We start from the raw sequence: 19535 nt of genomic DNA on the forward strand, positions 1-19535 counted from the left end.
GCCGCCGGCTTCCGGCTGACGGCTGCCGGCCGCGCATGAAAAAAGGGCGCCCGGAGGCGCCCCGTGCGATGCGGGCCGGCGGCGTTCAGCCGAGCAGCGCGTCCGCGAATTCCACCGCGTTGAACGGCTGCAGGTCCTCGACCTTCTCGCCGACGCCGATGAAGTAGACGGGCACCGGGCGCTGCCGCGCGATCGCGGCGAGGATCCCGCCCTTGGCGGTGCCGTCGAGCTTCGTGACGATCAGGCCCGTGAGGCCGAGCGCATCGTCGAAGGCCTTCACCTGCGTGAGCGCGTTCTGGCCCGTGTTCGCGTCGATCACGAGCAGCACCTCGTGCGGCGCGCCGTCGTGCGCCTTCGAGATCACGCGCTTCACCTTCTTCAGTTCTTCCATCAGGTGCAGCTGCGTCGGCAGGCGGCCGGCCGTGTCGGCCATCATCACGTCGATCTTGCGTGCGCGCGCGGCGCTGACCGCGTCGAAGATCACCGCGGCCGGGTCGCCGCTTTCCTGCTGGACGACCGTCACGTTGTTGCGCTCGCCCCAGACCGCCAGCTGTTCGCGCGCGGCCGCGCGGAACGTGTCGCCCGCGGCCAGCAGCACCGACTGGTCGAAGCTCTGCAGGTGCTTCGCGAGCTTGCCGATGCTGGTGGTCTTGCCCGCGCCGTTCACGCCCGTGATCATCATCACGAGCGGTTGCGCGCGACCGAGCATCAGCGACTTCTCGAGCGGCGTCAGCAGTTCGACGAGCAGGTCGTGCAGCGCGCCCTTCACCTGCTGCGGATCGGTCAGCCGGCCCGCGCGCACCTTCTCGCGCAGCGCGCCGAGCAGGTACTCGGTCGCGTCGACGCCGGCGTCGGACATCAGCAGCGCGGCTTCGAGCTCCTCGTACAGATCCTCGTCGATCTTCGTGTTGACGAACACGCCGGTGATGCTCGAGCCCGTCTTCGCGAGCCCCGACTTCAGGCGCGCGAGCCACGACTTCTTCGCGGTCGCGTCCTGCGTCGGCGGCGGCACGATCTCGACCGCTTCGACGACTTCGTCGCTGCCGTCGTTGGTCGGCGTGACCGTCATCACGACGGCCGGCGCGGCCTGTCGCGGCTGCGCGGGCGCTTGCGGTGCTTCGACCGCCCGGCGGGGCTCGGGGGCGGGCGCGGGCGCGTCGGACGGCTCGTCCGGTTGCGGCGCGTCGGCTGATTGCGATTCCGCGGAGTCGGGCTCCTGCGTTTTCTTGAATCGTTTGAAGAAGCTGAACATGGTCTGACGTCGGGAAGAGGGCGGGGCGCCGCCAGGGCGGAGCGCCGGAGAGGCCGGCGCGCGTGCGCACGACGGCCGAAACCGTGCATTTTATCAGTGCGGCGAGGCACTCGCGTCAGTCGGTGCCGCCGCTGTGGTAACGTGCGCCTGTTTGGCGGTGCGCCCGCGTGCGCACCCGTTCCCTCCGTTGTCGATATTCCGTATGTCCCGTTCCTCTTCCGGCCGCCCGGCGGCCCCCGCCGGCCGTGGCAAGCCGCACACGATCCGCATCATCGGCGGTGACTGGAAACGCACACCGCTCGCCGTGCTCGATCTCGACGGCCTGCGGCCGACGCCCGATCGCGTGCGCGAGACCCTGTTCAACTGGCTCGGCCAGGATCTCGAAGGCCGGCGCTGCCTCGACCTGTTCGCGGGCACCGGCGCACTCGGCTTCGAGGCCGCGTCGCGCGGCGCGACGAGCGTCGTGATGGTCGAGCGCCACCCGCGCGCGGCGCAGCAGCTGCGCACGATCAAGGACAAGCTCGGCGCACGCTCGGTCGAGGTCGCGGAAGCCGACGCGCTGCGGCTCGCGGCCGGGCTGACCCCGGGCGCGTTCGACGTCGTGTTCCTCGATCCGCCGTTCGGCGAGCCGGCCGTGCTCGATCGCGCGATCGCGCTGGCGGCGCCGCTCGTCTCGCCGGATGGCGCGCTGTACGTCGAAACGGGGGCGGAGCTCGACCCGGCCGCGCACGACGCACTGGCCGGCTGGCAGGTGGTGAAGCACGGCAAGGCCGGTGCGGTTCACTATCATTTGCTGCGGCGCGAAAATGATGAATAATGCGCGTTCCATACGAGGCGGCGCGCGGCAAAGGCGACGCATGCCCATCTCGGCAGTGGCGTGCGCGTCGCACGGCTGCCACCCCGTTTGCGTGATGACAGGAGGAGCGACATGGTAGTCGCCGTGTATCCCGGTACGTTCGATCCGCTGACGCGCGGGCACGAAGACCTCGTGCGGCGTGCTTCGAGTATTTTTGATACGCTGGTGGTGGGTGTCGCCGACAGCCGCGCGAAGAAGCCGTTCTTCTCGCTGGAAGAACGTCTGACGATTGCGAACGAGGTGCTCGGTCATTATCCGAACGTGAAGGTCATGAGTTTCACGGGCCTGCTGAAGGATTTCGTCCGCATCAACAACGCGCGCGTGATCGTGCGCGGCCTGCGTGCCGTGTCCGATTTCGAATACGAGTTCCAGATGGCGGGGATGAACCGCTATCTGTTGCCCGACGTCGAGACGATGTTCATGACGCCGTCCGATCAGTACCAGTTCATCTCGGGGACGATCGTGCGCGAAATCGCGCAGTTGGGCGGCGATGTCAGCAAGTTCGTGTTCCCGTCCGTCGAGAAGTGGCTGACCGAGAAAGTCACTGCGATGGGAGGCCCGGCCGCGTGACGCGGCGCCGGCCGGTTTCGTCGTGAAGCCGGCCGCCGGCCTGAAGAAGTGAGATCAGTATGTCTTTGATGATTACCGACGAGTGCATCAATTGCGACGTGTGCGAGCCCGAGTGCCCGAACGGCGCGATTTCGATGGGCCCGGATATCTACGTGATCGACCCGAACAAGTGCACCGAGTGCGTCGGCCATTTCGACGAGCCGCAGTGCCAGCAGGTGTGTCCGGTCGAATGCATTCCGCGCGATCCGCAGCACGACGAATCGCACGCGCAGTTGATGGCGAAGTATCACGCGTTGACCGCCGCGAAGGGCGACGACGCGCAGTGACGCGCTGGTGACGTCGCGCGCGTCTCGACGTCACGATTTCCTTGCCCGGCGCCGTTCGGCGCCGGTTCCGTTTCAGCTTCCGCTACCGTTTCAGCCGATCAGCTCGCGCAATGCCGCGACGAGCGCGTCGCATTCGGCGTCGGTGCCGACGGTGATGCGCAAGTGCTGGTCGATGCGCGGCGCCCGGAAGTGCCGCACGAAAATTTCCCGATCCTTCAGCTGTGCCGCGATCGTCCCCGCATCGTGCGCGGGATGGCGCGCGAACACGAAATTCGCGGCCGACGGCACGACCTCGAAACCGAGCGCCTCGAGCGCGTGCGTGAGCCGCGTGCGGCTGTCGATCACGCGCCGGCAGGTCGCGCCGAAATAGTCGGTGTCTTCGTATGCCGCCTGCGCCGCGGCCTGCGCGAGCCGGTCGAGCGGATAGGAATTGAAGCTGTCCTTCACGCGGTTCAGTGCGTCGATCAACGCGGCATCGCCGAACGCGAAGCCGACGCGCATGCCCGCGAGCGAGCGCGCCTTCGACGTCGTGTGCACGACGAGCAGGTTCGGATGGCGGTCGATCAGCGTGATCGCGGATTGCGCGCCGAAATCGACATACGCCTCGTCGATCAGCACGACCGACGACGGGTTCGCGGCCGCGATCCGCTCGATGTCCGCGAGCGGCAGCGCGCGCCCGGTCGGCGCGTTCGGGTTCGGGAACAGCACGCCGCCTGCGTCGTCGAGATAGTCTTCGGCCCGGATCGAGAAGTCGTCCGCGAGCGGCACGATCGAAGTTTCTACGCCATACAGGCGCGCGTAGGTCGGGTAGAAGCTGTACGAGATGTCGGGAAAGCGCAGCGGCCGGTCATGCTTGAGCAGGGCCTGGAATGCGTGCGCGAGCACTTCGTCGGAGCCGTTGCCGACGAAGACCTGCTCGGGCTTGATGCGGTGATGGGCCGCGACCGTCTCGCGCAGTGCGCGCGCGAGCGGATCGGGATAGCGGCGCAGCGTGTCGCCGGTATCGCCGAGTTCGCGTGCGATCGCCGCGACGACGCGCGGCGAAGGCGGATAGGGATTCTCGTTGGTGTTCAGCTTGACGGGGTGTGCGAGCGCGGGCTGTTCGCCCGGCACGTAAGGCACGAGTTGCTGAACGACGTCGCTCCAGTAACGGCTCACCGCTTGGCTCCTGACGGGCAAAAGCGACCAGATTACCGCATGTGGGCGTTGCAGTGCGCAATTGCGCGGCAGGGCGACGCTGCCCGGCGCAACCGGGCGGCACATTGCACCGCGCCGGTGCAGCGCGGGTTCAGTTGCGATGCAACTGCATCGTCGCGCGGTCGAGTTCGCCCTTGACGACCATCGGCATCACGGCGAGCGCGCGTTCGATCGATGCGTCGATCACGTCCTGCTCCTCGCGGCGCGGCGGCTTCAGCACGAAGTTCGCGACGTCGGGTTTCGCGCCGGCGCGCGCGCCTTCCGGAATCAGGTCGCGCGGATGGCCGATGCCGATGCGCAGGCGCCAGTACTGTTGCGACGACAGATGCGCGGAGATGTCCTTCAGGCCGTTGTGGCCGCCGCTGCCGCCGCCGAGCTTCAGCTTCACGGTGCCGGGCGGCAGATCGAGTTCGTCGTGGGCGACGAGGATCTGGTCGGGCAGGATCTTGAAGAAATTCGCGAGCGCGACGACTGACTGGCCGGAGCGGTTCATGTAGGTTTGCGGCTCCAGCAGGTGGACTTCCTCGCCGTGCAGGCGCGCTTTTGCGTAGAAGCCGTGAAAGCGGCGCTCGTCGCGCAGCGTCGTGCCGGCTTCGCGGGCGAGCTGGTCGATCAGCCAGAAGCCGGCGTTGTGGCGCGTCGCGGTGTATTCCGCCCCGGGATTGCCGAGGCCGACGATCAGTTTGATCATGACGTTTCGTAGGCGGCAGCGCCCGCCTGGGCGCAGAAAAAGAAAAACCCGCCGGGCAAGCCGCGGCGGGTTGCATCGACCGTTTCGCGAAACGGATCGAATGGCGCGTGGGCAGCCGCTTAGGCAGCCGGCGTTTCGCCTTCGCCTGCTGCGTCCGACACGGCACCAGCCGGGACCGTCGCCGATGCGACAACCGGGTTTTCCGCGTCGACGTGCGCGACCAGCGTCACGCCCTTCGGCAGTGCGATGTCCTTCGCGTGCAGCGACTGACCTGCTTCGATCTTCGACAGATCGACTTCGAGGAATTCCGGCAGAGCCGACGGCAGGCACTCGACTTCGATTTCCGTCGCGACGTGCGAGACGATTGCGCTCGACAGCTTCACTGCCGGGCTGACTTCAGCGTTCAGGAAGTGCAGCGGCACCTTCGTGTGCAGCTTCTTCTTCGCGTCGACGCGCTGGAAGTCCACGTGCAGCACGAGTTGCTTGAACGGGTGGTATTGCACGTCGCGCAGCAGAACCTGTTGCGACTGGCCAGCGACTTCCAGGTCGAGGATCGACGAGTGGAAGGCTTCCTTCTTCAGGGCGTGCCACAGCGCGTTGTGATCCAGTTCGATCTTTTGCGGGGCTGCTTCGCCACCGTAGACGATACCCGTGGTCTTACCGGCGTTGCGCAGGCGGCGGCTCGCACCCGTACCTTGCTGTTGGCGCTCGAAAGCGACGACTTTCATGTGATTCTCCATTTGCTGCCCGCGACCAGGCAGTAAAACGGGGCCGGCGAAATGGCGGCCCCCGATGAAACGGACGGGGTTTCGTCTATCCCGTCCGATTGTGCAAAAAGCGAAGCGTTGCCGCTTCGCTTTCTGCGCATGCTATATCGTGTCGTTCCGCGATCAGGATTCGGCGAACAGCGACATCACCGAGTCGCCGCGGCGAATCCGCGAGAACGTTTCGGCCAGCAGGCTCGCGCTCGTCAGCGAGCGGATCTTCGAGCAGGACAGCGATTCGGCCGACAGCGGGATCGTATCGGTGACGACCAGCTCGTCGAGTGCCGATGCGGCGATACGCTCGGCGGCGCCACCCGACAGAACCGGGTGCGTCGCGTACGCGAACACCTGCTTCGCACCGCGATCCTTCAGCACTTGCGCGGCCTTGCAGAGCGTGCCGGCCGTATCGACCATGTCGTCCATGATCACGCAGGTGCGGCCTTCGACTTCACCGATGATGTTCATCACTTCGGCGACGTTCGCCTTCGGGCGACGCTTGTCGATGATCGCGAGATCGCAGTTGAGTTGCTTCGCGAGTGCCCGGGCGCGGACCACGCCGCCGACGTCCGGCGACACGACGAGCAGATCCGAGTAGTTCTGCTTGCGCAGGTCACCCAGCAGGATCGGCGTTGCGTAGATGTTGTCGACCGGGATGTCGAAGAAGCCTTGAATCTGGTCGGCGTGCAGATCCATCGTGATGATCCGCTCGACGCCGGCGATTTCCAGCATGTTCGCGACGATCTTCGCCGAGATCGCGACGCGCGCCGAACGCGGGCGGCGGTCCTGGCGGGCATAGCCGAAGTAGGGGATGGCAGCGGTGATCCGGCCGGCGGATGCGCGCTTGAGCGCATCGACCATGATCATCAGTTCCATCAGGTTGTCGTTGGCCGGCGCGCACGTGGATTGCAGGACGAAGACGTCCTTGCCGCGCACGTTTTCTTGGATCTCGACCTGGATCTCACCGTCGGAGAAACGGCTGACCATTGCTTTGCCGAGGGGGATTCCAAGGATATTGACGACTTCCTGGGCGAGCGCGGGATTCGCGTTGCCAGTAAAGACCATCAAGCCATCATGGCTGTGGCTGCTCATCGTGCACCTGCTTCAGGCTTAGGCGGGAAATGCGGGAAAATTTTTGGCAGGGGAGGAAGGACTCGAACCCTCGCATGCCGGAATCAAAATCCGGTGCCTTGACCAACTTGGCGACTCCCCTACACTCAACTGATAACTTCACCGGACTTGTAGGCCATCCGGCAAAGCAAAACTTCATGACGCGAAAGCGAAGAGCGGATGCTCGTTCAGGCTCTCGGCAACTGCACCGTTCCAACCGGTGGGCAGCTTGGCTTGCGCCGCTTCTGCCTCGTGCTTGCTATGAAACGCTGCAAACACGCTTGCTCCGGAGCCGGTCATCCTCGCGGGGGTCACATTATACAACCATTTGACCACCTGCGCAACTTCCGCGTACTTACTTGTCACAACTTGCTGCATATCGTTCCGGCCGAAGCTGTCTGGCCATCCCGCATCGCTGTTTTGCTGTGCAAGAAAGTCTGTAATTGTGACTCGCTTTGTATCTCTTGTCAACAACTCATCTGAAAAAATTTCAGCGGTGGGGACATGAACTCGCGGCGTCACAACCAAAAACCAGCGAGTCGGCAATTCTACCTCAGCTAATTCTTCTCCGATACCCTCTGCGAACGCATTTTTTCCAAAAACAAAAAACGGAACATCGGCACCGAGTTTCACCGCGAGCGACTGCAGTTCCGCGCGCGGCAGGTTCAGTTGCCACAGGCGGTTCAGCGCGAGCAGCGTCGTTGCCGCATCCGAGCTGCCGCCGCCGAGGCCCGCGCCCATCGGCAGGCGCTTGTCGATCTCGATGTCGACGCCGGCCGCGGTGCCCGTGTGCGTTTTCAGCAGGTTGGCCGCGCGCACGACGAGATCGCATTCCTCGGGCACGCCCGGCACGTCGGTGACGCGTGCAACGCGACCGTCGTCGCGCAGCGTGAAATGCAGCGTGTCGCCCCAGTTCAGCAGCTGGAACACGCTCTGCAGATCGTGATAGCCGTTCGGGCGGCGGCCGGTGATGTGCAGGAACAGGTTGAGTTTCGCGGGCGCAAGGCAGTTGCGCAGCGAGCGGATCGAATCGGTCATGCGTATGTCGGGGCTAGGTTCACGTGCTTACTGGTCGAGCACGAGCTTGATGTCGAGCGGCGGCGTCGCGCGCACGAGGTTGACGCGTTTGACGCCCGTGGCCGGTGCGTCCGCGTAGGCGAGATAGTCGATCGTCCAGCCGTCCTGGCGGATCTGCTTGACGTGCGTCGTGTCGGCCGGGTCGCGCACCGTCTGCGCGGGCGTCGCGGGCGCGGGCGTCGGCAGCAGCCAGTAGCGCAGGCCCGCCAGCGGCAGTGAGAAGCCGAGCGTGTTCTGCATCAGCTCGCCGACGTCCGTCGCGTATTGCGGCTGGCGGTTCGGCAGTTCGAGCGACGCGGCCTGCGGTGTCGATTTCACGACCGCGAGCGTCTGGCCGAGCGGGCTGCGCAGCTCCAGCGACACGTCGTCGCCGTACTCCTGCCAGTCGAAGTTGCCGTACACGTTCTGCGGTCGGCCGAGGCGATCGTTGTACTGCACCGCGAAACGGCCGTGGTACGCGTGCGTCGCGGCCGTCTGCAGCACCGCGGCCGCCGGCGCATTCGCCGACGGCGGCGTGCTCGCGCAGCCGGCGAGCGCGAGCGCGGCGCCGGCCGCGGCCAGCGTGCGCAGCGCGCGGGAAGACAGGGAAAGCATCGGGAACATTCGCATCAGAGGCCGTTGATCTGCAGGCGCTTGAGTGTCTGCACGAGCGTGTCGTTGTCGGGCTCGAGCTTCTGTGCGGCACGCCACGCGGTGCGCGCGTCGTCCTGCGCGCCGCTCTTCCACAGCACTTCGCCGAGGTGCGCGCCGATTTCGGCGTTCGGCTGCAGCTCGTACGCGCGCCGCAGCACCTTCGCCGCGCCGGCCGCGTCGCCCATCCGGTACTTCACCCAGCCGAGGCTGTCCATGATGTACGCGTCGTTCGGCGCGAGCGACAGCGCCTTGTCGATCAGCTTGCTGGCTTCGGGCAGGCGCTGGTTGCGATCGGCCAGCGAATAGCCGAGCGCGTTGTACGCCTGCGGGTTGTCGGGCTGCGTGCGCATCAGCTCGCGCAACTGCTTTTCCATTGCTGCGTAGTGGCCCGTCTTCTCGGCTGCCATCGCGTAGTCGTAGCGCAGGTCGGGATCGTCCGGGAAGTCCTGGACTGCCTGCGCGAGTCGCGCCTCGGCTTCCGGATAGCGCTTCGCGGTAAACAGGATCGACGCGTCGGTGCGTGCGACCACGGCCGCATCGCGCGGATCGCTGATCGGCAGGTCGTCGAGCACCTTGCGGGCCTCGTCGGTCTTGCCCTGTTTCTGCAGGAGCTGCGCACGCGTGATCTGCGCGGGCAGGTAGTGCTGGCTCGTCTGGTCGACCTTGTCGAGCCATTGCGACGCCTGCGCGTCATTGCCCTGTTCGATCGAGATCTGCGCGAGGTAGATGTAGCCCTGGCCGACGTCGAGGTTCGGCTGCTTGTTGCCGAGCTGCACGTACTGCTTCAGGTACGCGTTCGCGTCGTCGAGTTTCTTCTGCTGAATCTTGATCAGCGCGAGCGCCATCAGCGGCGTCGGGTCCTTCGCGTCGAGCTTGCGCATCGTCTCGAACTGCTTCTGCGCGTCGTCGAGGCGGTCGTCGGCGAGGTAGAGCTGCGACAGTGCGAGGCGCGCATCGCGCGACTTCGGATTCTGCTGAACATATTTCTCGAACGACGTGATGCCGGCTGCGCGCTCGGCAGGCCCCATCTGCGACAGCATCAGCGCCGCCGGCAGATAGTCCGGGCGGATCTGCAGCGCCTGCTTCAGCGACTGCGCGGCGCCTTCCTTGTCGTCGACCGCGAGCTGCTGCCGCGCGATCGCGAGCTGCGCCTCGGGACGGTTCATGTCGTTCTTCAGCATGTCCTTCAGCACCGCGAGGCCGCCGACGCGGTCCGCGCCGCGCACCAGCAGCGCCTGCAGCGCGAGGATCGCGGGGCCGCGCGTTTCGCCGCTCGCGCGGGCCAGTTCGCGCGCGAGCATCGGCTGCGCGTCGGCCGGTTTGCCGGCGAGCACCAGCAGCGCGGCGTCGACTTGCGATGCGCGGTTCGAATCCGGTGCGTACTGGCGCCAGAGATTGGCCGCGGACAGCGCGTCGGCCGGGCTTTGCGCGCCGAGCGCGATCTCGGTCGCACGCTGCGCCATGCGCGGATCGCGCGTGTCGCGGGCGAGCGCGAGGTAGGTCTGGTAGGCCGGCGCCGGCTGGTTGCGCTGAAGCGCGACTTCGGCGGCCAGTACCTGGTAGACGATCTGGCTCGTCAGCGGGACGCCCGGGAGATTCTTCTGCTCGTCCGGCATCACGTGCTCGAACGCGCCCTGCGGCTCCGCGTCGTCCGATGCCGGATCCTGCGCGTGAGCCGGGATGGCGGTGAGGGTCCAGGCGGCGAACAGCGCGGCGCCGAGCGCGCGGCGGACCGGGAAGGCACGCGCGCCACGCTCGGCGGCGGGGCGCTTCAGAAGCAGCTTCGAGGGCAGGGTCATGGAAATCCGTTCGATGTTTCAACCGATTGTAACGCGCTCGCTACAATACACGCACGATCGTGAATCCAGTTTCAGACCCGTAGAACATGCCAGAGTTGCCAGAAGTCGAAGTCACGCGCCGGGGCATCGAGCCCTTTGTCGCGGGCCGCCGCGTCGAGCGTGTCGACGTCCGTACCGCGATGCTGCGCTGGCCCGTGCCGGCGGGGCTCGCCGAGCAGTTGCGCGCGCGCGAGGTGCTCGCCGTCGAGCGTCGCGGCAAGTATCTGCTGTTCGAGGTCGACGCAGGCTGGTTCATCGTCCATCTCGGGATGACGGGCACGCTGCGCGTGCTGCCCGCGGCCGGCGTGCCGGTGGCCGCGAAACACGACCACATCGACTGGATCTTCGACGAATTCGTGCTGCGGTTCCGCGATCCGCGCCGTTTCGGCGCCGTGCTGTGGCACCCGCGCGAAGCCGGCGACGTGCATGCGCATCCGCTGCTCGCGAGCCTCGGCGTCGAGCCGTTCTCGCCGGCGTTCACCGGCGCGCTGCTGCACGCACGCACGCGCGGCCGCACGGTGTCGGTCAAGCAGGCGCTGCTCGCGGGCGACATGGTCGTCGGCGTCGGCAACATCTATGCGTCGGAGAGCCTGTTTCGCGCGGGCATCCGGCCGACGACCGCCGCCGGCAAGGTGTCGCTGCCACGCTATGAGCGGCTGGCCGACGCGGTGCGCGCGACGCTCGCCGACGCGATCGAGCGCGGCGGCAGCACGCTGCGCGATTTCGTCGGCAGCAACGGCGAAAGCGGCTATTTCCAGCTCGACTGCTTCGTCTACGACCGTGCGGGGCTGCCTTGCCGCGTCTGCGGCACGCCGATCCGCCAGATCGTGCAGGGTCAGCGTTCGACCTATTACTGCCCGACCTGCCAGCGTTGAGCCCCGCGTTGCAACCTTTTTCCGAAGATTCGAACACTTGAAGCCGCCCCGCATCGCCCCCGCTCCGTTCCCAGTCACGCCGCTGCATCGCACGTTCGCCACGCGCCTGATCGCCTGGCAGCGCGAGCACGGCCGCCACGACCTGCCGTGGCAGAACACCCGCGATCCCTACTGGATCTGGCTGTCGGAAATCATGCTGCAGCAGACGCAGGTCTCGACCGTCGTCCCGTATTACACGCGCTTTCTCGAGCGTTTTCCCGACGTCGCCGCGCTCGCGGCCGCGCCGTCCGACGACGTGATGGCGCTGTGGGCCGGGCTCGGCTACTACTCGCGCGCGCGCAATCTGCACCGCTGCGCGCAGGTCGTCGTCGCCGAGCACGGCGGCGTATTCCCGTCGACGCCGGAAGCACTCGCCGAACTGCCCGGCATCGGCCGTTCGACAGCCGCGGCGATCGCGTCGTTCGCATACGGTGCACGCGCGACGATCCTCGACGGCAACGTGAAGCGCGTGCTGGCGCGCGTGTTCGGCGTCGAAGGCTTTCCGGGCGAGAAGCGCGTCGAGAACGACATGTGGGCGCTCGCCGAATCGCTGCTGCCGGATGCCGCGAACGCGGCCGACGTGAGTGCCTATACGCAGGGGCTGATGGATCTCGGCGCGACGCTGTGCGTGCGCGGCAAGCCGGATTGCGCGCGCTGCCCGTTCGCGGGCGACTGCGTCGCGCAATCGACGGGCCGCCAGCGCGAACTGCCGGCCGCGCGGCCGAAGAAGGCCGTGCCGACGCGCAAGACCTGGATGCTCGTGCTGCGCGACGGCGACGCCGTGCTGCTCGAACGGCGTCCGCCGGCCGGCATCTGGGGCGGCCTGTGGTGCCTGCCGCAGGCGGACGGCGATGCGGCACTCTCGGAACTCGCGCGTGGCTTCGGCGGCGGCGGCCCGGTGCCGCTCGCGCCGTTCACGCACACGTTCACGCATTTCCGGCTCGAGATCGAGCCGCGGCTGAGCGACATGACGAACGGCGGCCTTCCGCTCGCGCATGCACGGGATGCCGAGACGGCGTGGGTGCCGCTCGCCGGGCTCGATGCGTACGGCGTACCGGCACCCGTGCGCAAGCTGCTCGATGCGCTGAGCGGGTCGCTGCTGTAACGATGGGGAAAGGGCGCGGCGCGGGCCGTGCTTGCGGAAGTGCCGCGCCGACGCGGTCGGCTCGCCCGTCAGGATGATCCGCCCGGCGACGCCGGTGCGACGCGGCTGGCCGGCCGCGCCTTACAGCCAGCCGTGCCGGTCGAGCACGTGGTGCACGGCGTCGATCCGCGCGCCGACATCCGGAAACTCCATCAGCTTCTGCCGTGCGCGCAGGTCGAGCGGCAGCAGTTCCGCGAGTCGGTTCGACACCCAGCTCGGGTCGTCGAGGCGGAGCGGTTCGCCGAACGGCATCTTGTCCGGTTCGGACTTCTTCAGCGCTTCGATGATGCGCTCGAGCACCTCGGCGCACGAGCCGAATTGTGCGAGCGCCTGTTCGCCTTCGAGCGGAATGTCGTCGGGCAGCGGCTCCGCGATCCCGACCAGCAGCCCGTTGCTTTCGACGCGATACGACAGCAACTCGAATCGCTGCGTGCCGATCGCCTGCAGGTACAGCATCCCGAATTCGCCGGTGTCGCACTCGGTGATGCGCGCCATGCAGCCGATCGTCTCGGGCACCGACACGGCGCCGTCCTGCGCGACTTCGGGCCCGCTCTTCAGGAGGCACACGCCGAACGGTGCGTCGTCGCGCAGGCACGCGCGCGACATGTCGAGATAGCGCGCCTCGAATACCTTGAGCGGCAGCAAGCCACCGGGGAACAGCACCGTATGCAGCGGAAACAGCGGCAGGTCGATCAGGGTGGTCGATAGGGTGGACATGGCGCGCCGGCGAGAGGGCGGTGTCGCTAAGGTCGTTCGACCTCGGTGACGAGCCGCGACGACGCGTCGACATCCACCGGCGCGTCACGATGCCGCACGATCACGTTCGCATCGTGCACGAGGCGCGCGGCGAGCGTTTCCGCGATGAACACCGAGCGATGCTGACCGCCCGTGCAGCCGATGGCGACGGTCAGGTAGCTGCGGTTGTCTTCACGAAAGTGCGGCAGCCATTTCATCAGGAACGCATGGATGTCGTCGATCATCTGGTGGACGATCGGCAGTGCGTCGAGAAAGGCGATGACCGGCTGGTCCAGCCCGGTGAGCGGGCGCAGCTCATGGTCGTAGTACGGATTGGGCAGCGCGCGCACGTCGAACATCAGGTCGGCATCGAGCGGCACGCCGCGCTTGAAGCCGAATGACTCGAACATCACCATCAGGTCGTTGTTCTTCTGCTCGATGAAGCGCTTGACCCACGTGCGCAGCACGTTCGCGCGCAGCGTGCTCGTATCGATCTGGTGGCCGAATTCGGCGAGCGGCGCGACCAGCTCGCGTTCGCGCTCGATCGCTTCCTCGAGCGACGACAGCAGCCCGACGTTCGCGTCGTGCGACGGCGAGCCGGACAGCGGGTGGCGCCGGCGCGTTTCGGAGAAGCGCTGGATCAGCGCCTGCGTGCTTGCGTTGAGGAACAGCACGCGGACATCGTGCTCGAGCGACAGCGAGCGGATCAGGCCGGGCATTTCGTCCAGCGATGCGCTCGAACGCGCATCGATCGCGACCGCGAGCCGGTGCTGGCCGCCGTCGGCCAGGTAGCGGGCGAGTTCGGGGAGCACGTGCGGCGGCAGGTTGTCGACGCAGTAGTAGCCTGCGTCTTCGAGCGCGTTCAGCGCGACGGACTTGCCTGAGCCGGAGATGCCGGTGATGAGGACGATGCGCATGGGAAGCAGAGAATCCTGACGTTTCATCATAGCACCGGCTCGACGCGTCGGCGCTGCGAGGCCGGCGCGGGGCGGTTACACGAGCTTGCCGGGGAACTGGCTGTCGGGATCCTGCATCGCGAGTCGTTGCCGATCCATGAAATCGCGCAACGTGTCGATGCCGCGCAACTGCAGGATCGTGTTCCGCACGGCCGCCTCGACCAGCACCGCGAGGTTGCGGCCGGCCGCGACCTGGATCGTGACCTTGCTGATCGGCAAACCGAGCACGTCGACCGTCTGGCTTTCCAGCGGCAGCCGCTGGAATTCGCCGTCCGGGCGGCGCACGAGCTGGACGATCAGCTTCAGCTTCATTTTCCGGCGCACCGCGGTTTCGCCGAAGATCGTCTTGATGTCGAGCAGGCCGAGGCCGCGCACTTCGAGCAGGTTTTGCAGCAGCGGCGGGCAGCGGCCTTCGACGAAATCGGGGCCAAGTCGGACGAAGTCGACGGCGTCGTCGGCGACGAGGCCGTGGCCGCGGCTGATGAGTTCGAGGCCGAGTTCGCTCTTGCCGAGCCCGGAGTCGCCGGTGAGCAGCACGCCCATTCCGAGGATGTCGAGGAACACGCCGTGCAGTGTCGCGCGCGGCGCGAGGATGCGCGACATGTAGAGCCGCAGGCTGTCGATCACCGCGGCGGCCGACATCGGCGTCGTGAACAGCGGCGTGGACGAGCGCGTGCAGCGCAGCACGAGCTCGGGCGGCGCGGCGGCGCCGCCGGCGACGACGAGGAACGGCGGTTCGAGCGCGATCAGCTCGGCCATGTGGCGCGAACGGTCTTCGTCGGTCTGCCGCTGGTAGTAGTCGATTTCGGCTTCGCCGAGCACCTGGATCCGGTTCGGGTGGATCAGGTTCAGGTGGCCGACGAGGTCGGCGCTCGACGTCGCGTTGCCGACGGTGTCGGCCGAAAAACCGCGCTCCCAGCCTTCATGCCCCGTCAGCCAGCTCAGTTTCAGCGTGGCCGCGTTGTCGTCGAAGATGCTCTGGGCGTTGATGCTGGACGTATCCATGACTCTCGTCACTCCAATGAGCCGGTGCATGCGCGCGGCGACGGGCGTCGCCATGCCGGACCGGCGCCGGGCGGCCCTGGTCGGCGGCGTGTGCCGCCTCGTTCGGGAAAATAATCCGCCCGGATCAACTCAAGGTTGCCACTGAGTGAGCAGGCGATGCAACTCGGCGAGATCCGTTTCGTTGTGCAGACGCTCTCGCGCGTCGCGATCGGACAGCAGTTGCGCGATTTCCGACAGGATCTCGAGGTGCTGCTGGGTGGCTTGCTCGGGGACGAGCAGGAAAATCAGGAGACCGACCGGCTGGCCGTCGGGCGCTTCGAACGGGATCGCGTCGGCGAGCCGCACGAAGGCGGCGAGCGGATGCTTGAGCCCCTTGATGCGCCCGTGCGGAATCGCGACGCCTTCGCCGAGCCCGGTCGAGCCGAGGCGCTCGCGCGCGAACAGGTTGTCCGTGACGGTGCTGCGGGCGATGCCGTTCTGATTCTCGAACATCAGCCCGGCTTGTTCGAAGACGCGTTTCTTGCTGGTGACGGAGAGGTCGATGACGACGTTCTCTATGGGCAGGATTTTGGCTAGGCGATTCATGTTGGCAGGCGATTGGGCGGCCTGGGGTCTCCTTGCGGCGGCAGACTGATTTTCCATGTTCGGCGATATCAAGGCGTTCGGCATCGGAAACCTGCACGACAGCTACCGCACCCAACGCCCCCCGGCGATAACCGGAACATTATAGAGCACAGCCGCGTGCGTGGCGCGGCATGGACGGACCGGTCGCACCACTGCCGCGTGGACGCAAAAAAAACGCCCGGCGAACCGGGCGGCGTGTGTGTTGCGGTGAACGTTATTGCGGCGGCAGTTCGATCTGGTCGATCGACGGCTGCAGCTTGATCGGGTCGTGCGCATGGGTCTGCAGACGCTCCATGTGCTTGACGACCTGGCGATCCAGCTTGTCGATCAGCAGATCGATCGCAGCGTACAGGTTGCCGTTTGCGCTTTCGACGAAGATGTCCTTGCCCTTCAGATGCAGGTTGATTTCCGCGCGCTGCTGCTTGTCCTTTTCCTTGTGATTGTCGACCGAGAGGATCACAGTGCCATCGATCACCTGATCGCTATGCCGTAGCACCCGGTCCAGCTTGGTGATCACGTATTCGCGAATTGCAGGCGTGACTTCGAGATGATGTCCACTGATCTTCAGGTTCATAGTGCTTCTCCAAGCGAGTGACCACGCGGCCGCATCGAGGCGGCGCTCCGGTCGACTTGCCCCTGCCGCATGGCGCGGCAAATTCGCGGACAAGTCGCCCGGCCTGTTCCCCGAATGCGCGGTGGCCGGAACACGCCTGCCGCCGGGCAGGCAGCAGGCTTAAAGAGACTTGCGCAGATTCACTGCCGGGATTTTGAGGGCTTCGCGATACTTGGCGACCGTGCGGCGCGCAACCACGAATCCCTGTTCTGCCAGCAGCTCGGCAATGCGGCTGTCCGAAAGTGGCGATTTTGGGTCTTCAGCTCCTATCAGTTGCTTGATCAGGGCTCGGATGGCGGTCGACGATGCGGCGCCTCCGGTGTCGGTCGAAACGTGTGATCCGAAGAAGTACTTAAATTCCAGCGTCCCGAACGGGGTCAGCATGTACTTCCCGGTTGTCACACGGCTGACAGTCGACTCGTGTAGGCCCAGCGTATCAGCTATTTCCCGCAAAACCAAGGGGCGCATGGCAATTTCGCCATGCGCAAAGAAGTTCTTCTGACGTTCGACAATAGCCTGCGCGACACGCAGGATCGTGTCGAATCGCTGCTGGATGTTCTTGATCAGCCAGCGTGCTTCCTGGAGCTGTTGTTTCAACGATCCGGCCGACGGATCGCCGCGGCTGTTGCGCAGGATGTTCGCGTACAGGTTGTTGATCCGCAGGCGCGGCATCACTTCCGGATTGAGTTCCGCGAGCCAGCCCTGGCCAGCCTTCTTCACGATGATGTCGGGCACGACGTAGTCGGCCTCGGCCTTGCCGTAGGCAGCGCCGGGGAACGGCTCCAGCGAGCGGATCAGCGCGTGCGCGTCGCGCAGCGCGTCGTCGCTCGCCTTCAGCTGCTTGCGCAGCCGCGTGAAGTCGCGCGCGGCGAGCAGTTCGAGGTGCTGCGACACGATCTCCAGCGCGAGCGTGCGGGTGGGGGACGGATCGAGGCGCAGCAACTGCAGCTTCAGGCATTCGGACGCCGAGCGGGCCCCGACCCCGGCCGGATCGAAACTGTGCAGCAGCGCGAGCGCCGCATTCAGTTCGTCGCAGTCGATTTCCAGTTCGGGCGGCAGGTCGGCGAGCACTTCGTCGAGCGTGGCGGTCAGGTAGCCGTCGTCGTCGAGCGATTCGATCAGGAACATCACGAGCGCGCGGTCGCGCGGCCCGGCCTGCGTGACGCGCAATTGCGCGGACAGGTGGTCGCGCAGCGACGTCGCGGCTTCCTGCACCTGCAGCGGCGGGAGGTCGTCATCGTCCGAGGCGCCGCTCGAGCGGCCGAACTCGTCGAGATTCCACTGCGGGCCGTCGCCGGCGTCGCCCGATGCGTAGCCGTCGTATTCGTCGGCGCCGGCCGGCTCGTCGCGCTCGGCGCGTTCGCTCGACTGGCTGCTGCCGTTCGTGATGCCCGGTTCGGTGTTCTGTCCGGGCGGCGTCTGCGCGATCAGCGATCCGTCCGCCGCGACGCGCAGCGGGCTCGCGATCCATTCGTCATCGTTCTCGAGCAGCGGATTCTGCGCGACGGCCATCGCGACTTCCTGCTGCAGTTCGAGCGTCGACAGCTGCAGGAGCCGGATCGACTGCTGCAGTTGCGGTGTCAGCGCCAGGTGTTGCGACAGGCGGAGTTGAAGGCTGGCTTTCATGGCAGAGAGGGAGTCATACCGGCAGTTTGCCACGACCCAGGCGCCTTGAGCCATCCGCGATTACGCGCGGCGCGGCACCCGGCCGCGGCGGGGCCGCAGGACACGCGGGCGCGCCCCGCGCGGCGATGCCGGGCGGGGGCGGCCAGCCACGGGGGATTTACATGCGGAAGTGTTCGCCGAGGTACACGCGGCGCACGCTTTCGTTTTCGATGATTTCGCTCGGCGCGCCGGCGGCGAGCACCGAACCGTCGCTGATGATGTAAGCGTGGTCGCAGATGCCGAGCGTTTCGCGGACGTTGTGATCGGTAATCAACACGCCGATGTTGCGCTGCTTCAGGAACTTGACGATCTTCTGGATCTCGAGCACCGCGATCGGGTCGACGCCGGCGAACGGCTCGTCGAGCAGGATGAAGTTCGGATTGGTCGCGAGCGCGCGCGCGATCTCGACGCGACGGCGTTCGCCGCCCGACAGCGACAGCGCCGGGTTCTCGCGCAGGTGGCCGATCTGCAGTTCGTCGAGCAGCGCCTCGGTGCGCGACGCGATCGCGTCCTTCGACAGGCGCTTGCCGTCTTCGCCGTGCTGCAGCTCGAGCACCGCGCGGATGTTTTCCTCGACGGTCAGCTTGCGGAACACCGACGCTTCCTGCGGCAGGTACGACAGGCCGAGCGACGCGCGCTTGTGGATCGGCAGCAGGCTGATCGAGCTGCCGTTCAGCGAGATCTCGCCGGCATCCGTCGGCACGAGGCCGACGATCATGTAGAACGACGTCGTCTTGCCGGCGCCGTTCGGGCCGAGCAGGCCGACGACCTCGCCGCTCTTCACGTCGAGCGACACGTCCTTGACGACGGTGCGCGAGCCGTAGCGTTTCTTCAGGTTGCGCACGACGAGCGAGCTCGTCGTGCCGGCCGGCTGGCGGTTCGGAAGCGCGTTCATTGGGCCGGCGCTCCCTGGATCGTGGTCGACGGCGACAGCTTCGCCGGCGCGCCGTTCAGCTGCCCGGGGCCGCCGTTCTTCGGCGACAGCATCGCGCGCACGCGGCCGTTCGGGTTGCCCGGCGCCGCGACGTCCTTGCCGCCCTTCGCGGTGTAGAAGTCGCGCTGGCCGTCGTACGTGATCACGCTGCCGTGCACGGTGTCGGCGATCGTCGACGTGCCCTGCAGGCGGCGCACGGTCGCGGCGGTCGTCAGCGTCGTCAGGTCCTGCTTGCCGTCGTAGTCGATGCGCTCGGCGTCGCCGTCGATGTATTCGTCGAGGCCTTCGCGCTTCTGGCGGAACGTCGCGTGCTTCTTGCCGCTGCCGAACGACGTCGCGTACTGATAGCCTTCCGGATCCTGGCGCACTTCGACGCGGTCGCCCTTGATGATGATCGTGCCCTTCGTGATCACGACGTTGCCGGTCGCGACCGTCACCTGCTTCAGGTCGTCATAGGTCAGGTTGTCCGCCTCGACGTTGATCGGCTTGTTCTGGTCGGCCTTCTCGGCATGGGCGAGCGGCGCCAGCCCGACGAGCGGGAGCGCCACGAGCGTCGCGGCGAGCGCGGCGCGGACGGCGCGCGCAGCGCCGCCGGAATTCTGTCGAGGGAACGGTTCGTTCATGCAGTCACGTG

General features: G+C 66.6%; 21 protein-coding genes and 1 tRNA gene. 5 read left to right on the forward strand and 17 right to left on the reverse strand.

Annotated elements, in window-relative coordinates:
* Positions 1 to 85: 85 nt before the first annotated feature.
* Positions 86 to 1252: a signal recognition particle-docking protein FtsY gene (ftsY, locus tag PL79_RS14135; RefSeq protein WP_044847478.1), complete on the reverse strand. Its 1167-nt coding sequence runs from the start codon at positions 1250 to 1252 to the stop codon at positions 86 to 88.
* A 202-nt stretch (positions 1253 to 1454) separates the two neighbouring features.
* On the opposite strand from ftsY, the gene rsmD reads away from it, so the two are divergent.
* The 3 genes from rsmD (at position 1455) to PL79_RS14150 (ending at position 3004) form a co-directional block, all read left to right on the forward strand.
* Positions 1455 to 2069, forward strand: coding sequence for a 16S rRNA (guanine(966)-N(2))-methyltransferase RsmD (gene rsmD, locus PL79_RS14140; RefSeq protein ID WP_044847477.1), 615 nt, complete (start codon positions 1455 to 1457; stop codon positions 2067 to 2069).
* Positions 2070 to 2180: 111 nt separating this feature from the next.
* The gene (gene coaD / locus PL79_RS14145) at positions 2181 to 2678 is read left to right on the forward strand and encodes a pantetheine-phosphate adenylyltransferase (protein ID WP_044847476.1); all 498 of its coding nucleotides are present in this window, start codon (positions 2181 to 2183) and stop codon (positions 2676 to 2678) included.
* A 59-nt stretch (positions 2679 to 2737) separates the two neighbouring features.
* Positions 2738 to 3004: a YfhL family 4Fe-4S dicluster ferredoxin gene (locus tag PL79_RS14150; RefSeq protein WP_044847475.1), complete on the forward strand. Its 267-nt coding sequence runs from the start codon at positions 2738 to 2740 to the stop codon at positions 3002 to 3004.
* Between the two features lie 90 nt (positions 3005 to 3094).
* On the opposite strand, the gene hisC is transcribed toward PL79_RS14150, so the two are convergent.
* The 8 genes from hisC to PL79_RS14190 all read right to left on the reverse strand — a co-directional run bounded on the left by hisC (position 3095) and on the right by PL79_RS14190 (position 10272).
* The gene (hisC, locus tag PL79_RS14155) at positions 3095 to 4162 is read right to left on the reverse strand and encodes a histidinol-phosphate transaminase (RefSeq protein ID WP_044847474.1); all 1068 of its coding nucleotides are present in this window, start codon (positions 4160 to 4162) and stop codon (positions 3095 to 3097) included.
* A 130-nt stretch (positions 4163 to 4292) separates the two neighbouring features.
* Complete coding sequence (gene pth, locus PL79_RS14160) at positions 4293 to 4892, reverse strand: aminoacyl-tRNA hydrolase (RefSeq protein WP_044847473.1); 600 nt, start codon at positions 4890 to 4892, stop codon at positions 4293 to 4295.
* A 119-nt stretch (positions 4893 to 5011) separates the two neighbouring features.
* Positions 5012 to 5620: a 50S ribosomal protein L25/general stress protein Ctc gene (locus PL79_RS14165; protein WP_044847489.1), complete on the reverse strand. Its 609-nt coding sequence runs from the start codon at positions 5618 to 5620 to the stop codon at positions 5012 to 5014.
* 162 nt (positions 5621 to 5782) lie between these two features.
* Complete coding sequence (locus tag PL79_RS14170; protein ID WP_044847472.1) at positions 5783 to 6745, reverse strand: ribose-phosphate pyrophosphokinase; 963 nt, start codon at positions 6743 to 6745, stop codon at positions 5783 to 5785.
* Between the two features lie 44 nt (positions 6746 to 6789).
* A tRNA-Gln gene (locus tag PL79_RS14175) sits at positions 6790 to 6866 on the reverse strand.
* Positions 6867 to 6919: 53 nt separating this feature from the next.
* Positions 6920 to 7801 (reverse strand): 4-(cytidine 5'-diphospho)-2-C-methyl-D-erythritol kinase, encoded by an 882-nt coding sequence (ispE, locus tag PL79_RS14180; RefSeq protein WP_044847471.1) that lies wholly within the window; start codon positions 7799 to 7801, stop codon positions 6920 to 6922.
* A gap of 27 nt (positions 7802 to 7828) precedes the next feature.
* Complete coding sequence (lolB, locus tag PL79_RS14185) at positions 7829 to 8449, reverse strand: lipoprotein insertase outer membrane protein LolB (protein ID WP_044847470.1); 621 nt, start codon at positions 8447 to 8449, stop codon at positions 7829 to 7831.
* Positions 8449 to 10272 (reverse strand): tetratricopeptide repeat protein, encoded by a 1824-nt coding sequence (locus PL79_RS14190; protein WP_044847469.1) that lies wholly within the window; start codon positions 10270 to 10272, stop codon positions 8449 to 8451. The genes lolB and PL79_RS14190 overlap by 1 nt, the downstream gene beginning before the upstream one ends.
* 86 nt (positions 10273 to 10358) lie before the next feature.
* Between PL79_RS14190 and mutM the strand changes: the two genes are divergently transcribed.
* Together mutM and mutY are read left to right on the forward strand one after the other, a co-directional pair.
* Entirely contained in the window at positions 10359 to 11186 is an 828-nt protein-coding gene (mutM, locus tag PL79_RS14195; RefSeq protein ID WP_044847468.1) for a bifunctional DNA-formamidopyrimidine glycosylase/DNA-(apurinic or apyrimidinic site) lyase, read from the forward strand.
* Between the two features lie 37 nt (positions 11187 to 11223).
* Entirely contained in the window at positions 11224 to 12330 is a 1107-nt protein-coding gene (mutY, locus tag PL79_RS14200) for an A/G-specific adenine glycosylase (protein ID WP_044847467.1), read from the forward strand.
* A 120-nt stretch (positions 12331 to 12450) separates the two neighbouring features.
* Here the strand turns inward: mutY and PL79_RS14205 are convergent, their stop codons facing one another.
* The 8 genes from PL79_RS14205 to lptA form a co-directional block, all read right to left on the reverse strand.
* Positions 12451 to 13086, reverse strand: a complete 636-nt coding sequence (locus PL79_RS14205) for an LON peptidase substrate-binding domain-containing protein (RefSeq protein WP_044847466.1) — start codon at positions 13084 to 13086, stop codon at positions 12451 to 12453.
* A gap of 26 nt (positions 13087 to 13112) precedes the next feature.
* Positions 13113 to 14021, reverse strand: coding sequence for an RNase adapter RapZ (rapZ, locus tag PL79_RS14210; protein ID WP_044847465.1), 909 nt, complete (start codon positions 14019 to 14021; stop codon positions 13113 to 13115).
* Between the two features lie 75 nt (positions 14022 to 14096).
* Complete coding sequence (gene hprK, locus PL79_RS14215; protein WP_006483133.1) at positions 14097 to 15065, reverse strand: HPr(Ser) kinase/phosphatase; 969 nt, start codon at positions 15063 to 15065, stop codon at positions 14097 to 14099.
* 129 nt (positions 15066 to 15194) lie between these two features.
* On the reverse strand, positions 15195 to 15734 hold the full coding sequence (locus PL79_RS14220) for a PTS sugar transporter subunit IIA (protein ID WP_044847464.1): 540 nt from the start codon (positions 15732 to 15734) through the stop codon (positions 15195 to 15197).
* Positions 15735 to 15903: 169 nt separating this feature from the next.
* Positions 15904 to 16263, reverse strand: coding sequence for a ribosome hibernation-promoting factor, HPF/YfiA family (gene hpf / locus PL79_RS14225; protein WP_006477786.1), 360 nt, complete (start codon positions 16261 to 16263; stop codon positions 15904 to 15906).
* A 159-nt stretch (positions 16264 to 16422) separates the two neighbouring features.
* A complete protein-coding gene (locus tag PL79_RS14230) occupies positions 16423 to 17928 on the reverse strand; it encodes an RNA polymerase factor sigma-54 (RefSeq protein WP_044847463.1) in 1506 nt (501 codons plus the stop codon).
* Positions 17929 to 18085: 157 nt separating this feature from the next.
* Entirely contained in the window at positions 18086 to 18862 is a 777-nt protein-coding gene (gene lptB / locus PL79_RS14235; protein WP_044847462.1) for an LPS export ABC transporter ATP-binding protein, read from the reverse strand.
* Positions 18859 to 19524 (reverse strand): lipopolysaccharide transport periplasmic protein LptA, encoded by a 666-nt coding sequence (gene lptA, locus PL79_RS14240; protein ID WP_044847461.1) that lies wholly within the window; start codon positions 19522 to 19524, stop codon positions 18859 to 18861. The genes lptB and lptA overlap by 4 nt, the downstream gene beginning before the upstream one ends.
* Positions 19525 to 19535 lie beyond the last annotated feature (11 nt).

This window comes from Burkholderia sp. USMB20 (genome assembly GCF_000949135.2).
Taxonomy (GTDB): domain Bacteria; phylum Pseudomonadota; class Gammaproteobacteria; order Burkholderiales; family Burkholderiaceae; genus Burkholderia.

What these genes read in the sequence shown, in the direction of transcription:
- ftsY (WP_044847478.1), bottom strand. Translation starts at nt 1,252, where the DNA reads ATGTTCAGCTTCTTCAAACGATTCAAGAAAACGCAGGAGCCCGACTCC.
- rsmD (WP_044847477.1), top strand. Translation starts at nt 1,455, where the DNA reads ATGTCCCGTTCCTCTTCCGGCCGCCCGGCGGCCCCCGCCGGCCGTGGC.
- coaD (WP_044847476.1), top strand. Translation starts at nt 2,181, where the DNA reads ATGGTAGTCGCCGTGTATCCCGGTACGTTCGATCCGCTGACGCGCGGG.
- PL79_RS14150 (WP_044847475.1), top strand. Translation starts at nt 2,738, where the DNA reads ATGTCTTTGATGATTACCGACGAGTGCATCAATTGCGACGTGTGCGAG.
- pth (WP_044847473.1), bottom strand. Translation starts at nt 4,892, where the DNA reads ATGATCAAACTGATCGTCGGCCTCGGCAATCCCGGGGCGGAATACACC.
- PL79_RS14165 (WP_044847489.1), bottom strand. Translation starts at nt 5,620, where the DNA reads ATGAAAGTCGTCGCTTTCGAGCGCCAACAGCAAGGTACGGGTGCGAGC.
- PL79_RS14170 (WP_044847472.1), bottom strand. Translation starts at nt 6,745, where the DNA reads ATGAGCAGCCACAGCCATGATGGCTTGATGGTCTTTACTGGCAACGCG.
- ispE (WP_044847471.1), bottom strand. Translation starts at nt 7,801, where the DNA reads ATGACCGATTCGATCCGCTCGCTGCGCAACTGCCTTGCGCCCGCGAAA.
- lolB (WP_044847470.1), bottom strand. Translation starts at nt 8,449, where the DNA reads ATGCGAATGTTCCCGATGCTTTCCCTGTCTTCCCGCGCGCTGCGCACG.
- PL79_RS14190 (WP_044847469.1), bottom strand. Translation starts at nt 10,272, where the DNA reads ATGACCCTGCCCTCGAAGCTGCTTCTGAAGCGCCCCGCCGCCGAGCGT.
- mutM (WP_044847468.1), top strand. Translation starts at nt 10,359, where the DNA reads ATGCCAGAGTTGCCAGAAGTCGAAGTCACGCGCCGGGGCATCGAGCCC.
- PL79_RS14205 (WP_044847466.1), bottom strand. Translation starts at nt 13,086, where the DNA reads ATGTCCACCCTATCGACCACCCTGATCGACCTGCCGCTGTTTCCGCTG.
- rapZ (WP_044847465.1), bottom strand. Translation starts at nt 14,021, where the DNA reads ATGCGCATCGTCCTCATCACCGGCATCTCCGGCTCAGGCAAGTCCGTC.
- hprK (WP_006483133.1), bottom strand. Translation starts at nt 15,065, where the DNA reads ATGGATACGTCCAGCATCAACGCCCAGAGCATCTTCGACGACAACGCG.
- PL79_RS14220 (WP_044847464.1), bottom strand. Translation starts at nt 15,734, where the DNA reads ATGCCGAACGCCTTGATATCGCCGAACATGGAAAATCAGTCTGCCGCC.
- hpf (WP_006477786.1), bottom strand. Translation starts at nt 16,263, where the DNA reads ATGAACCTGAAGATCAGTGGACATCATCTCGAAGTCACGCCTGCAATT.
- PL79_RS14230 (WP_044847463.1), bottom strand. Translation starts at nt 17,928, where the DNA reads ATGAAAGCCAGCCTTCAACTCCGCCTGTCGCAACACCTGGCGCTGACA.
- lptB (WP_044847462.1), bottom strand. Translation starts at nt 18,862, where the DNA reads ATGAACGCGCTTCCGAACCGCCAGCCGGCCGGCACGACGAGCTCGCTC.
- lptA (WP_044847461.1), bottom strand. Translation starts at nt 19,524, where the DNA reads ATGAACGAACCGTTCCCTCGACAGAATTCCGGCGGCGCTGCGCGCGCC.